The organism is Pseudoxanthomonas winnipegensis, from assembly GCF_004283755.1.
Taxonomy (GTDB): Bacteria; Pseudomonadota; Gammaproteobacteria; order Xanthomonadales; family Xanthomonadaceae; genus Pseudoxanthomonas_A; species Pseudoxanthomonas_A winnipegensis.
This window is the reverse complement of sequence record NZ_SHMH01000002.1, coordinates 152,222-165,059: the sequence shown is the minus strand read 5'-3', so window position 1 is coordinate 165,059 and position 12,838 is coordinate 152,222. Positions and strand designations below refer to the sequence as shown.

At 65.7% G+C, this 12,838-nt stretch carries 16 protein-coding genes; 3 read left to right on the top strand and 13 right to left on the bottom strand.

The annotated features are described in order from the left end of the window. Window positions 1-8: 8 nt before the first annotated feature. The gene (locus tag EAT51_RS04105; RefSeq protein WP_130520499.1) at window positions 9-2,258 is read right to left on the bottom strand and encodes a TonB-dependent receptor; all 2,250 of its coding nucleotides are present in this window, start codon (window positions 2,256-2,258) and stop codon (window positions 9-11) included. A 317-nt stretch (window positions 2,259-2,575) separates the two neighbouring features. On the opposite strand from EAT51_RS04105, the gene EAT51_RS04100 reads away from it, so the two are divergent. After that, on the top strand, window positions 2,576-3,064 hold the full coding sequence (locus tag EAT51_RS04100) for an Lrp/AsnC family transcriptional regulator (RefSeq protein ID WP_130520497.1): 489 nt from the start codon (window positions 2,576-2,578) through the stop codon (window positions 3,062-3,064). 10 nt (window positions 3,065-3,074) lie between these two features. Here EAT51_RS04100 and EAT51_RS04095 read toward each other — a convergent pair whose 3' ends face one another. The 11 genes from EAT51_RS04095 to EAT51_RS04045 all read right to left on the bottom strand — a co-directional run bounded on the left by EAT51_RS04095 (window position 3,075) and on the right by EAT51_RS04045 (window position 10,162). Then, window positions 3,075-3,284 carry a hypothetical protein gene (locus EAT51_RS04095; RefSeq protein WP_130520495.1) on the bottom strand — a complete coding sequence of 70 codons (210 nt, stop codon included), beginning with the start codon at window positions 3,282-3,284 and terminating at the stop codon, window positions 3,075-3,077. A gap of 80 nt (window positions 3,285-3,364) precedes the next feature. Next, window positions 3,365-3,790 carry a VOC family protein gene (locus EAT51_RS04090; protein ID WP_130520493.1) on the bottom strand — a complete coding sequence of 142 codons (426 nt, stop codon included), beginning with the start codon at window positions 3,788-3,790 and terminating at the stop codon, window positions 3,365-3,367. Between the two features lie 69 nt (window positions 3,791-3,859). Next, window positions 3,860-4,471, bottom strand: a complete 612-nt coding sequence (locus EAT51_RS04085; RefSeq protein WP_130520491.1) for a nucleoside deaminase — start codon at window positions 4,469-4,471, stop codon at window positions 3,860-3,862. 199 nt (window positions 4,472-4,670) lie between these two features. After that, entirely contained in the window at window positions 4,671-5,114 is a 444-nt protein-coding gene (locus EAT51_RS04080; RefSeq protein WP_130520489.1) for a hypothetical protein, read from the bottom strand. 218 nt (window positions 5,115-5,332) lie between these two features. Next, on the bottom strand, window positions 5,333-5,848 hold the full coding sequence (locus EAT51_RS04075) for a DUF2199 domain-containing protein (RefSeq protein ID WP_130520487.1): 516 nt from the start codon (window positions 5,846-5,848) through the stop codon (window positions 5,333-5,335). Window positions 5,849-6,083: 235 nt separating this feature from the next. Then, window positions 6,084-6,575, bottom strand: coding sequence for a P-loop NTPase family protein (locus EAT51_RS20540; protein WP_228257808.1), 492 nt, complete (start codon window positions 6,573-6,575; stop codon window positions 6,084-6,086). Window positions 6,576-6,752: 177 nt separating this feature from the next. Further along, window positions 6,753-7,088 (bottom strand): hypothetical protein, encoded by a 336-nt coding sequence (locus EAT51_RS04065; protein WP_130520483.1) that lies wholly within the window; start codon window positions 7,086-7,088, stop codon window positions 6,753-6,755. Window positions 7,089-7,340: 252 nt separating this feature from the next. Beyond that, window positions 7,341-8,174: a S1 family peptidase gene (locus EAT51_RS04060; RefSeq protein WP_130561333.1), complete on the bottom strand. Its 834-nt coding sequence runs from the start codon at window positions 8,172-8,174 to the stop codon at window positions 7,341-7,343. 23 nt (window positions 8,175-8,197) lie between these two features. Next, window positions 8,198-8,449, bottom strand: coding sequence for a hypothetical protein (locus EAT51_RS04055; RefSeq protein WP_130520479.1), 252 nt, complete (start codon window positions 8,447-8,449; stop codon window positions 8,198-8,200). Between the two features lie 16 nt (window positions 8,450-8,465). After that, the gene (locus EAT51_RS04050) at window positions 8,466-8,873 is read right to left on the bottom strand and encodes an MAPEG family protein (protein WP_130520477.1); all 408 of its coding nucleotides are present in this window, start codon (window positions 8,871-8,873) and stop codon (window positions 8,466-8,468) included. Window positions 8,874-8,923: 50 nt separating this feature from the next. Next, window positions 8,924-10,162 carry a dipeptidase gene (locus tag EAT51_RS04045; protein ID WP_130520475.1) on the bottom strand — a complete coding sequence of 413 codons (1,239 nt, stop codon included), beginning with the start codon at window positions 10,160-10,162 and terminating at the stop codon, window positions 8,924-8,926. A gap of 296 nt (window positions 10,163-10,458) precedes the next feature. Here EAT51_RS04045 and EAT51_RS04040 point away from each other — a divergent pair, with 296 nt between their 5' ends. Together EAT51_RS04040 and EAT51_RS04035 are read left to right on the top strand one after the other, a co-directional pair. After that, window positions 10,459-10,956 (top strand): hypothetical protein, encoded by a 498-nt coding sequence (locus EAT51_RS04040; RefSeq protein ID WP_130520473.1) that lies wholly within the window; start codon window positions 10,459-10,461, stop codon window positions 10,954-10,956. A 186-nt stretch (window positions 10,957-11,142) separates the two neighbouring features. Then, the gene (locus EAT51_RS04035) at window positions 11,143-11,505 is read left to right on the top strand and encodes a VOC family protein (RefSeq protein WP_130520471.1); all 363 of its coding nucleotides are present in this window, start codon (window positions 11,143-11,145) and stop codon (window positions 11,503-11,505) included. Between the two features lie 19 nt (window positions 11,506-11,524). On the opposite strand, the gene EAT51_RS04030 is transcribed toward EAT51_RS04035, so the two are convergent. Continuing rightward, a complete protein-coding gene (locus tag EAT51_RS04030; protein ID WP_130520469.1) occupies window positions 11,525-12,691 on the bottom strand; it encodes a class I SAM-dependent rRNA methyltransferase in 1,167 nt (388 codons plus the stop codon). Window positions 12,692-12,838: the final 147 nt, after the last annotated feature.

The window sequence follows — 12,838 nt, the reverse complement described above, 5'->3', positions numbered from 1 at the left end:
CCGGCGGCTCAGTACTTCCAGTGCACCGTCATGCCGACGGTGCGCGGCCGCACGATGCCCTGGCCGATGCCGTTGACCTCGGCCACCTCGCGGGTGATGCCGCGCTTGTCGGTCAGGTTGGTGCTCCACAGGCTGACCTCGGTGCTGCCGAAGGTCATGCTGTAGCGCAGATCGAACAGGTTGTAGTTGCCCTGCACGTTGGGCGTCATCCCCGGCACGGCCGAGTTGAGATCGCTGATGCCCTTGGACAGGTACTGGTGCGACAGCGACAGGGTCGGGTCGTAGGCCGCATCGAAGTGGTAGCGCAGCGTGTTGTTGATCGACCAGTCGGCCGAGCCCGGCAGCTGCGAGCCGGCCGGCGCGGTGCCGTAGTAGAGGATGAACAGATCCTGGTCCAGACGCGCGTGCTGCCAGGTCACGCTGCCGGCCCATTCGAACTGGTCGGTCGGGCGCCACTGGGTGGACAGCTCGATGCCGCGGCTGTACGCCTTGCCGCCGTTGGCCGCGTAGTTGTAGAAGTCCGGCGTCTGCAGGCGCAGCTGGATGTCCTTCCAGTCCACGTAGAAGGCGGTGGCGTCGAGCAGGAAGCGGCCGCCGGCCCAGCTGGTGCGCGTGCCCAGCTCGTAGTTGACCAGGCTGTCGGACTTGGAGCCGGACGGAATCGGATAGGCGCTCAGCCCGCTGGTGTTGGGCGTGCCGAAGCGGAAGCCCTCCGAGACCAGGCCGTAGAACATGACCGTCTCATTGGGCGTGTAGGACAGCGCGACCTTGGGGTTGAAGCCGTCCTCCTTGGTCTGCGACGGGGTGACGATCGGATTGCCCGGATAGGTGGAGAAGCCGACCTGGGTCGAGCGTGAATCGACCTTGGTGCGGAACAGGCGGCCGCCGAGGGTGAGCTTCCACTCCGGGGTGAAGGAGAACGACCCTTCGCCGAACAGCGCCGCCTCCGAGCCCGACAGGTGGGTGTAGTACGCATTGAAGATGCGGCCGTCCGGCGCGATCACCGCACCGGCGCCCGGGCCGTACAGCGAGGACTGGTCGAAGGCCGCGGCGGCGCCGTCGGCGCCGATGGTTTCGTACAGATCCTTGCTGGTGTCGAAGTACATGCCGCCGACCAGCCATTCGAAGCGGCTGCCCTTGTCCGAGGCCAGGCGCACCTCGAGGCTCTTGCCGGTGCTCTCGCCGCCCGAATAGATCGACAGCGGGCTGGTCAGGTCCAGATCCAGATCGGCGTTGTAGGCGCCGCGGATGGGCGTGTAGTCGAAGCGCCAGTCCTGCTTCTTCTTCTGGTAGGCCAGCAGCGCGGTCAGGGTCATGCCGTCCAGGTCCTGGTCCAGGCGCAGGCTGTGCACGGCGACCCTGGTGTTGGTGTATTCGGGCACCGCGGTCTTGCGGGTCAGGTCGGCCAGGCCCTTGATCTGGTAGGCGTTGTCGTCCGAGTCGGTGTTCTGCAGCAGGCTCAGCCACGACAGCGTGGTGCCCTGCGCCGGGGTCAGCACCGCGGAGAAGCGCCCGCCGGCCAGCGTGGTGGTGTTGGCGCCCTTCTTGCCCGTGCCGATGTTGTCCAGATAACCCGGGTCGTCGCGATACTGGGCCACGGCGCGAAACGCCAGCAGGTCCTGCTTGACCGGCACGTTGACCATCGCCTTGGCGCCGAAGCCGACATCGGCGTTCCTGGTCTGGCTGACGGTGGCCTCGGCCGCCGCGTCGAAGCCGCTCGTGTCGGCCACGTTGGCGATGTAGTTGATCGCGCCGCCCATCGAGGCCGAGCCGAACAGCGTGCCCTGCGGGCCGCGCAGCACCTCGACGCGGTTGAGGTCGAAGGTGTCGATGTCGGGCACCACGATGGTCCAGCCCGGCTCGGTCAGCGGCACCTCGTTGAGGAAGAAGCCGGTGGTGGCCTGGCCCTGCACATTGCCCGCGCTGGTGGCGATGCCGCGCATCACCACCTGCGACACGCCCGGCTGATAGCTGTTGAACACCACGCCGGGCGTGCGCTGGATGTAGTCGGACAGGCTCTGCGCGCCCAGCGCGTCCAGTTCGGCGGCGGTGACGGCGCTGACCGAGCCGGCGATCTCGCGCACCGACTCGTTGCGCTTGCCGGCGGTGACGACGACGGTGTTGAGGTCCTTGGTCTGCGGCGCGGCGGCGCTGTCGCCGTCCTGGGCGAAGGCCGGCGCGGCGCCGGAGGCGGCGATGCCGAGCAGACAGGCGGCGCGCACGGCGCGGGAGAGAGCGGTGATCGGCAACGACTTCATGGCGGACGGTCCCCTTTGGACGGTTGGCGGGTTGGCGGAACCTCCGATGTCCCCCTGATGGCCAGCGCGACCTCCCCATCGCCTGGCAGCGAACTCCTGCTCGGGATCAGTAGTAGGTGAAATCCCGAACCGCGTCCAGCAGAAACCACGGGGCGACTCACGCCCTCAATCGATTGATCTGAAAAGGAATTTATTCCGCACACGCCGCAGGAACGGCGGGTTACCATCGGCAATAACGCAGGATCTGCAGTCCCGGCCCGCCAATTGCGCACATCGTGCAGCGCGGCGGGTAGCCCAAACGCCTCAAGAAGCCCGCCATGTCAGCCAAAGCGCCCGATCGCACCGACCTGAAGATCCTCGACGTACTGCAGCAGGATGCACGGATCACCAACCAGGCCCTGGCCGACCGGGTGGCGCTGTCGCCCAGCGCCTGCCTGGCGCGGGTGCGGGCGCTGGAGCAGCGCGGCCTGATCCGCAGCTACCGCGCCCACGTGGCGGTGGACCGGATCCGCTCGGCGACCATCGTGCTGGCGCAGGTCACCTTCAAGCAGCACGCCCTGGACGAGTTCACCGAGTTCGACCGCCGCATCCTGGACATGCCCGAGGTGGTCGAGGCCAGCCGCGTCTCCGGCTCGTACGACTACCTGCTGCGCGTGATCGTGCACGACGTGCACCACTGGAAGGACATCGCGCGCGGCCTGCTGGGCGGCGACTACGGCGTGGAGAAGATCGTCTCCCACTTCCTGATGGACGAGGTCAAGCCGTTCTCCGGCTACCCGCTCACGCGCGACGCACCGCGCGGCTGACTCACACCGATCAGGTGCCGCCGAACAGGCTGAAAAGCAGCCCTGCCAGCGAGGCGAGCCATGAGATGCCCACGTAGAACCGCAGCTCCCTCGCCGTGAGCGTCCAGGCGAACCAGTCCAGCGTCACCAGAGCTCGCGATCCCTCCAGCGTGTCCGCGCCGTCCAGGAACACGACCCAGAAGCAGAAGACCGAATAGAGCGCAAAAAAGAGGATGGCCATAGCGTCGCGAGTCCCTGTGCGTAATGGGGCATCGCCCCTGCGGCATCCTGCCACAGGATTCGCCGACACCTCGCCGGCAATCAATCAGCGGTAGGCGCGTCTTCGTCCTGCGCATCGCCCGCATCCATCCACATCGCGCCCCAGACGTGGCCATCCGGGTCGCAGAAATCGCGGCCGTACATGGTGCCGTGGTCCTCGACCGGATTGATGTCGGTCGTGCCGCCATGACGGCCGGCCGCCTCGGCCATCGCATCCACCTCCTGGCGCGAGGCGCAGGAGATGTTCAACGCCACCTCGCTCGAGGTGCTCGGCGGGATCGGCCGCGTGGTGAACGTCGCCCAGCGCGCATGGGTCAGCAGCATCACGCTGATGGTCTCGCTCCACTCCATCAGCGCCGCCGTGGGGTCGGCGAACTTCGCGCTGGGCGTGAAACCGACGGCCGTGTAGAACGCCCTGGACGCCTCCAGATCGGCGACGGGCAGGCTGATGGTGATGGTCTTGGTCACACGTAGCTCCACGGGTCCCGGAACGGATTGGCCGGGCAGCCGACCATAGCGCGTCGGCTTGGCGACGCGTCAGGTCCCGACGCAGAACGAAACGACGGATTCGTAGAGCGCCGCAGGGCCGACCGACGCATGCCGCCACTGCGCGTGAGCGCCCTCGGCGGCCAGACGCCTTCCGACGGCGAAAGCCACGGGCTGATAGGCCTCCCACGCGGACTGCCAGCGCGTGTGACCCGTCCGCATCCGATGCTCGGTCACCAGCGCAACGACAACCTGTTCGAGCGCGGGAATCCGCGGCGCATGCACCGCGCAGGGGATCTCACGCATGAAGCCGTCGTCCTGCAGCAGTCGGGTGGCGCCAGCCGCCGAATCCCTCGCCGCGAAGTGGACGTTGCCGAGCTGCATCATGCGCAGCGCCCCTGCGCACATCGGACACGGCTCCACCGTCACGAAGAGCCGGGCCGCGCGCCGATCCAGCGTCGCCGGGACACCGGCGAAAGCCTCCATCTCGGCATGCGCCAAACGGTGGCTCGAGATCGCGTTCCCACCCCTGGAAACGATCGCGCCTGCCCCATCCGTGACCACCGCGCCAATCGGCGCAGCGTCCCGCCTGAGGTACGAGTCCACGGCAAGGCCGAATGCGTCTTGCCAGGCGGTGGGCAGCGATGACCAGCTTGATTTCATGTGCCTCCCACTCTTGCAGATAAGGCGACTCGCGCACCGGATGCTGCTCCACCGAAGTCCTGGACGTTTGACGCAAACGCTGGCCGGCGAATGTCCCCAATAAGAAGGGCCGACAAAGAAATCGCGTAGTCGAAGACCACTAAGGGCATGGAGGGCCAAGCCAATCAACCGCCTAGAGAAATCGTCTGGTTGAACGCAGCTAGAAGCCCAGCGCCAAGATGCCGAAGACCACGCCGAATGTTATGCACATTCTTACGTGACGATCGATGACCTTAAGTACCTCTGCGTGCCCTGGGAGCTGATCATCAAGGCTGGAGTGCGCATATTTCCTCACACGCAGGAGGATGAGCGCATTGACGGCGAGCAGTGCCGGCACGATCCACCAAAATTCAGCGAATTTTGGGAGGTATCTCAAAAGCAGCAAGCCGACCCCCATAATGAGGTATGCAGAAGTAGAGGCGATGAACTGCCTGGGTTTGCCCAACCTCGTCCATGCGTCCTGCATGGTTCTCAGCTTGGTGATCTTGTTCTGGTCGCCCGCTGCTCGCTCGATAAAAGCAGGAGAGTCGACTCTGAGGAAACACCCCGTTAGAAATATCAGGCCAAACGTCGTACAGAGAAGGCCAAGAGCAATAGTTACCATGATTTCCCCATGTGCGTGACAACAATAAAGTTGGCTGTCTCACAGAATTTGGCCATTTGGACAAATTTTTCGAGTAAAGAGCAGCGAATCCCCTTGACCGCGATTAGCAGAACAACAGCAAAAGGTCCAGATAGGAATGGACAATCCATCCAGACTGAAACGAGCGTGAGTCTCGCTGGTTTCAGATCTATCAAGAACGGATTCGGTTCCAAGAAGTCTTAGCTGCCTCCATGCATGACCTCTTCCGCGATCCTTTGCGCCTCCTGGATGGAAAGACCTTCGAAGTAGTGCGTGGCGAGCGGGTGAGCGCTTGGCTCCAACTCAAGGTAGGGCCTCAATCCACCATTCCGAGGTCGAACGTTCGTCTTGAGGTTGATCGTGTCCGGATAGTAGGGAAGGCGGTTGCTGAACCAGCCGAAGTAGCTGTCAGACTCGTCGTGTTCTCCCCACGTGGACGTGTATCTTTCAAAACTCTCTTCGCTGAGTGAAACCCACACACCCCAGAGAAAGGGTTCTTCCACGCCATGAATCGGCAACTCCAGGACAACGCGGGCGAAGTAGTCGGTTCCTTCAGGGCTGTCTATCTCGCACAGGTCATCGGTGAGTGTGGCGAGCGACTCCTTGTCTTGCTCCGAGAGAACGTCGTAGTACATCGGAGCCTTGTACCCGAAACTCGGTGATCCCTCATGCCGTTTTCCGCAACAGGAGCAGGTGAATTCGAAGATGGCGACCATGTTTGTAGTTAGCCAATACCTAGGTTAGGCCTAACCGCTGAGCGGTCTTGGCTCAGATGCATTTTCCGGCACTACACCGCCAAAGATAGCGACGAAGAGTGCTTGGGCCCTGCCCACTACTCCATGGTTTGGAAGATTTTCTATGCGCTACCCCCGCCCCATAAGTCTGAAGCATATGCGACTCGATGGCTGGCGAACCAGTCACTTCCCAGAAAGAAAGGCCAGGGCCACCGACTCAACGTTTCAAGCTGTTCGAACGATAGAAATCATCCAGGGCCTTGGGCGAATCGATCAGTACCTTCGCTAGGCCGATGCCGGCGAACATGCTCCGGTAGCGGCTGCGGTTAACTCTTGTCGCGCCGACGATGTGACGAATCATGTCCCACTTCACGCTGTCCTGCCCGCCCGCCAAGGCGCCGCGACGATCGCGCTCGAACCAGCAACGGCGAAAGTAGCGGTAAAGGCTTGTCACCGTGGGAACGTCCAGCAGGATGAGCCCAGTAGCCCTCTCCAACCGTTGCGGAAGCAACCGGGAATAATTGCCGTCCACCACCCAGCGCGAGTCGGAGATCGCCGCATCGTGGAGTGCGGCGAACTCCTCGAAGGGCCTGGGCACCCAGTTCGTGTCGGGAAGGTGATGGAGCTGATCGAGGTGGACGACCTTCAGGCTCCGCGCACGGCCTATCGCCTCCGCCAGCGTGGACTTGCCGCTGTTGGAGGGTCCCATGATGCAGATCCGTGGCCCCAACGCATCCAGCATCATGGCGCGGGAACAAGCGCGAGTGAGCCATTCGCCTCGGCAGACCCGTTAGATTTCGGCGCGTGAAGCTGCCTAAAGACCAGCATCTCGTTTATACCCAACCCGTTTCGAGAAACGGTCTCGCGTTGAATGCGTTGCCAGCCCTTACGCCGAGCACTGCAGCGCGAGGCGCAAATCCCTGACGGTGGCCCAGGTCTTGGTATCCACGGTATCAGTCGCCGTGACCTTGTAGCTTCCGCAATCGCTGTTGTCGGGCAGCGGATTGAGCTCGCAGGTGCCGCTGTAAGTGAACTTGCTCGTCTCACCGCGCGACAGCGTTTCCGCGGTGCAAGGCCCGAGCACTTTGACGAACACTGCGTTGGTGGCCTTGATGTGGCGTATGAGGGCCGCGTCGTCCTGGGTGAGATCGGCGCCGCTTGCTGCGCTCGAGAACGCGGCGCAAGCCAGCAGGCCTGCGATGAAGACTTGACGGGCTTTCATGAGGGCCGGCACCGCGTGGACTCCGTCCGGAGCATCGTGGCGATTGTTCGGCTGGGAAGATCGAGCCGTCAAGATCATTTCCGCCCTGCAAGCATGATTTTTCTCGCCTCGTCGGCTTTAGAAAATTCGCGTCGTCGCGAATATGCCTGCCGCGTCCGCATATGGCTTATGCAACAAAGCGCAGGCATCGCGGGACAAAGACAGCCATCGCTCGTCAAGGCGCGCCGGTCGGCCCGACGACCGGCGTGCGGATCAAGCTGCGCCTGGGCGAGGACCGGCCTGCGCCGCTCCGGCGGTGACACTTTTGATCCAATCCTGGTAATGGCTCAGGCGCACGTTGCAGGTGATCTGGCCATACCGCCCTGGCGTCCTGATGCCGCTCTGCGGGTCCGACCATGAGGTCAGTCCGGCCAGTCGCCAGTCGTTCCCGGCCTGGATCAGGACCGGACCGCCGCTGTCCCCGCTTCCCGAGCCGCCCTCGAGCGGCAGCGCTGCCGATGGCGGATCGAACATGTAGCAGAGCCAGCGGCCGTCGGCGCTGGTGACCTTGTTGTAGGCGCGACGAAGTTCGGTGCGATGCGGGCTGCTGAATGCGTAGCCCTTGATCCCGTTGCCCGTGGCGCCGGCGCCCAGGATCTTGATGGTCTGGCCCAACTCGTCCTCGCCTACGTTGAGCGCGACGGGCGTGACGTCGGTAACGGGGCGCGCCAGCTTGATCAGTGCGATGTCATCGGAGGAGGAGAGCACCACGCGGAACAGGGTCCAGTCCCAGGTCGCCAGCGCCTGGTCGAGCAACGCCTGCGACGGCTTCCTGTAACCAGGATGGACCACGAGGCGTTCGACCTCCCTGGGCGTCCCGTTCAAGGTCACCTGCTTGATCTCGGTCTGCCACATGACCGCATGGGCGGCGGTCACCACCCATTGCGGCGCGATCAGGACACCATGTCCTTCGCCAGGCAGGTCGACCAGGGCCGGGAACTCCGACGACGCGACGCGATACTTCGCATCGTCCACATCGTCTCGTATGACGATCGCGCCGGCGCCGAAGGGCACGGCAAGCAGTGCTAGCAGCAGGGTGCGGAGCATGGTGCAGGTCCTTGTTGGTGGTCTCATCCGTTTCTTTCCCTGGCCTTTTGCCGGGCGACAACGAGCGCCGCGGCGACCAGATACGCGAGGGCCGCTGCCAGCACCATGGCGCCTTCTCCGAGAAACCACAGCTCGCCCCGCCCGCCGCGGGCAAGCGTGAGGGCCAGCGGCGCGGCGGCCCACAGGAACAGGGCGACGACCGACGCAGCGATTGCGGTCAGCGTCCAGAACAGCGCCCGGCGCAGCAAGCGCCAGCGATACGCGCGCTCCCTCATGACCAAGGCAGCGGACTCAGTGAAGCCGCACGACCGGTGCCACCAGGACCGCCCACAGCGCCAACACCGCCAGGAAGTTCACGGTGAACACCAGCCCGCGCAGGCGCAGGTTGGGGATGAAGATCTGCACGAGGCTGTGCAGCACGCGCCCGGCGACGAACAGCCAGGCCAGGCCGACCACCAACGGCCCCGTCGTGCCCTGCATCAGCAGCAGCACACAGGCCACGTGGAAGAACAGCGGCCATTCGAACTGGTTGGAGAGGTTGGCGCTGATGCGCGGCTCCAGCTGCGCGAAGGGGTTGCCGCCGTCGCGCGCGCGGCCGATGCCCCACACGGCCGGTGCGCGCGCCACGGTCAGGGCGACGTAGAGCAGGGCGGCCAGCGCGACATGCGCGGCCATCGGCGGGATCAGCGTGGATGTCATTGGCGATGCGTCCTTGTCCTGGGGCGGTCGTGCGGCGCGGCCGGTTTGCGCTAGGACTTCGGCTGCGCCGCCGCCCAATCCTGCGCCTGCTGCATCACGCGCAGGACGTTACCACTCCAGATATCGGCGATCTGCTGTTCGCTATAGCCCTTGCGCAGCAGCCAGGCGGTGATCTTCGGCAGGTCGGCGACATCCTCCATGCCGGGCAGCCCGCCGCCGCCGTCCCAGTCCATGCCGATACCCACGTGTTCGGGGCCGATCAGCTTGAGCACGTGCTCCAGATGGGCGAAGAAGTCGTCCAGCGTGGCGTGCCTGACCGGGTACTTGGCATCCAGCGCCTTCAGGTCGGCGGCCAGGCGCACGCCGTCGGCCGTCTTCATGCCCGCCTCGCCGCCGTACTTGTCCTGCAGCGCCTGCTCGGCGGCCTTGCGCTCGGGCGTGGCGCCGGCGTCGATCAGATAGCCCTGGTAGGAGTTCATCTGGATCACGCCACCGTGCGCGGCCAGCACCTTCAGGCGCGCATCGTCGATGTTGCGCGGATGGTCGTGCACGGCGCGCGCGCCGCTGTGCGAGAGCAGGATCGGCACCGGCGAGAGCGCGATCAGCTGGTCGAACACCTCGTCCGAGGCATGCGACTGGTCGATGACGATGCCGAGCCTCTGCGCGGCCTGCACCAGCTGTCGGCCCGCCGGGCTCAGGCCATGCCACTCGGGCCCCTTGGGGTCGGTGGCCGAGTCGGCGAACTCGTTGTTGATGAAGTGCACCGTGCTCATCAGGCGCAGGCCCTGTCCGTAATAGAACGACAGCAGCGTGGGGTCGGCCGCCAGCGGGCTGGCGTTCTCCATGCTGATGTAGACCACGCGCTTGCCCTGCGCCTTGATGCGCGCCGCGTCGGCCGGGCTGGTCGCTTCGGCGAACTGCTGCGGGTGCGCGGCCAGCATCTCGCGGATCTGCGACAGGCGCTTGAGGCCGGCGTCGCGATCCTCCAGGTGCGCCTTGGCGCTGCGATCGCCCTGGTCGGTGTAGATGGCCCAGAAGCCGCCATCCAGCGCGCCGGCCTGCATGCGCGGCAAGTCCACCTGCGACAGCGCGTTGCCCGGATGCGCGGCCAGGAGGTCGAAGTCCGCCCGCGGGAAGTTGGCCGGCGTGTCCAGGTGCGAATCCAGCGTCAGCAGCCTGCTCTGCAGCGCCTTCGCGCGCGCCAGCTCCGCCTGGGTGAACTCGACCGCACCTGCACGCCCGGCGAGAAGGGCCAAGGCCAGGGACAAGCAAAGCGCCGTCGTTTTCATGGAGGCTCGGGTAGCCAGATGGATGACCGCGATCATAGCCGTCAATCCGGAATGCCTTGCCCACAACGCGGCCGCACGACGCCTGCCCCAGGTTGCACGGCACGGGCCCAGGTGGTTCACTCGGCCCCTCGCCTGGCTGGATGCCACCCTGGGGCCAGCAGCGACCTACCGCTGTGTGAGGATTGCCCGCCCCCATGCGCCTTGCCGCTTCGATCCTTCCCCTGCTGGCGGCCTGCGTGGCATTGCCGGCCTGTTCGCGGGCCCCGCTGTCCGCGCCTTCCAAGGAGGAACCCGCCGTGACCACCGCCCCCCCTTCCGCCACCGCCACGCAGCCCCCGCAGGCGGGTGCCGTCCTGCGGCGCGTGCTCGACCTGATCCAGGGCAGCCATGCGCTGGCGGATCTGACCCCGGCACGGGTCGAGCAGACGATGGGCATCCGCCTGGAGCGCGCGCGCGACGGCAGCGCCCGCTACGGCGTCGGTGCCGCGCTGGACCCGCCGTGGTCCTACACGATCGAACTGGACGCCACGGCCCCGGATGCGGCCAAGTTCGCGTTCAACTTCACGCCGGCCTCGGCGGACGCGGCGATGACCCCGGTCTGCCAGCTGGACTACGACGCCTTCGGCCAGCGGCTCGAGGCGCTGGGCTTCACCCGCACGCCGTACAACGCCGAGCACGGGCGCCTGGTCAAGGAATGGTTCGACAAGCCGGGCCTGCGGGTGAGCGTCTATCCGCAGGGTGAGTCGGACGGCGCCGCCGAGCATCGCTGCGTACGCACGGTGACCATCCAATAAGGACCCGAGCGTGCCGACGCGCCTCGGACAAAGGCAGACCGACCCTGTCAACGCACTCTCCAGGTCGCCTGATATGCCTGTGGTTGGGCCGGCAGTGCGTTCGGCCGGGATTGGGCTCGCCGAGGTACCCGAGTGCAGCCGACGCGACCGGCACTTTGAGCCCCATCAACTAGGAGCTGCGTCGCCATGCGATTCCACAACCTGATCCCCAAGATCTTCTACGACCGGCTGGAGGACGGGCTGGCCTTCTTCGTCGATGCGCTGGGCTTTGCGGTGCTGTACCAGGACGCGGACATGGCGGTGGTCGCGCGCGACGGGGCCAAGGCCTACCTGGTGGAGAACGCCGAGTGGGCGGCCAAGGACCGGCCCGAACTGGGCATCGAGGTCGACGACATCGAGGCGGTGCACGCCGAGCTGGCCGCGCGCGCGCCGCAGCGGCTGCACCCCAACCTGCCCACGGTGCGACTGCAGCCGTGGGGCGCGCGGGAATTCGCGATGCTCGACCCAAGCACGGTGTGCGTGGTCTTCCGTCAGTGGCCCAAGGCCTGAAGCGCTTGGGCCCGCGCCGCTAGAACACCCGGCAGAACACCGCCTTGAGGTAGCGCGATTCCTGCACGTGGGCCATGAAGGGATGGTCCGGGCCCGCGCCGGCCACCTTGAGGATCTGGATGGTGCGGCCGGAGAAGTAGGCAGCGCGGCGCAGCATGTCCAGGAACTGCTCCTCGCTCACCAGCCCGGTGCACGAGAACGTGGCGAACAGCCCGCCGGGCTTGACCACGCCCAACGCGAGCTTGTTCATGTCCAGGTACTTCTTCAGCGCGGCGATGACCTGCTCGCGGTCGCGCGTCATCTTGGCCGGGTCCAGGATCACCACGTCATAGGCGTCGCCGCGCGCGGCCGCATCACGCAGGTAAGGGAAGATGTCGGCCTGCACGAACTTGGGCTTGACGTTGTTCAGGCGCGCATTGCCCTTGGCGATGGCGATCACGTCCTGGTCGATGTCCACGCCCAGCACCTCGCTGGCCCCACGCGCGGCGGCGTACACGGCGAAGCCGCCGGTGTTGCAGCACAGGTCGAGCACGGTCTTGCCTGCCACGTGCTGGCTCAGCCACTGGCGGTTCTCGCGCTGGTCGGCGAAGAAGCCGGTCTTGTGCGCGCCGGCCGGGTCGGCGCGGAACTTCACGCCGTACTCGGTGATGACCTCGCTCTCGGTGCCCGAGGTGCTGTGGAAGTCGAAGCTCTCCTGCTTCTGCACGTGCTCGTCGGCGAAGCTGTGGAAGCGGCAGCCCGGGAACTGCGCGCGCAGCGCGTCGAAGATCCACTCGCGATGGCGGAACATGCCGGCGGCGAAGAACTCCACCACGATCAGGTCGCCATAGCGGTCCACCACCAGGCCGGACAGACCATCGCCCTCGGCATGCACCACGCGCCAGGCGTCGGTGGTCTCGTCCAGCCTGAGCACCTCGCGGCGCAGGGACACGGCCTGGGCGATCCTGTCGTGGAACCAGGCCGCATCGACCTGCACGTCCGGATCGGTCTCCAGGATGCGCACGGCGATGCGCGAATGGCCGTTGTAGAAGCCGCGCCCCACCCAATCGCCGTCCACGCCGAACACATCGACGATGGTGCCCGGCTTGGGCTTCTGCGGCGGCTTGTCCACCAGTTTCTGGAAGATCCACGGATGGCTGGAACGCCAGGCGTTCTTCAGGCGGACGGCAGGATTAGGCATGTTCATCGGCCTATTGTAGAAGGCCGGGCACCTGTAGAGCAGAGCTTGCTCCGCTGGGCCTTCCCGATGATCCGGTTCAAAAGCAGCGGAGCGAGCTCCGCTCTACAAGGGGTCGCGGGCTGATTGGGAGAGGCGGCGGCGCCTACGGCAGCG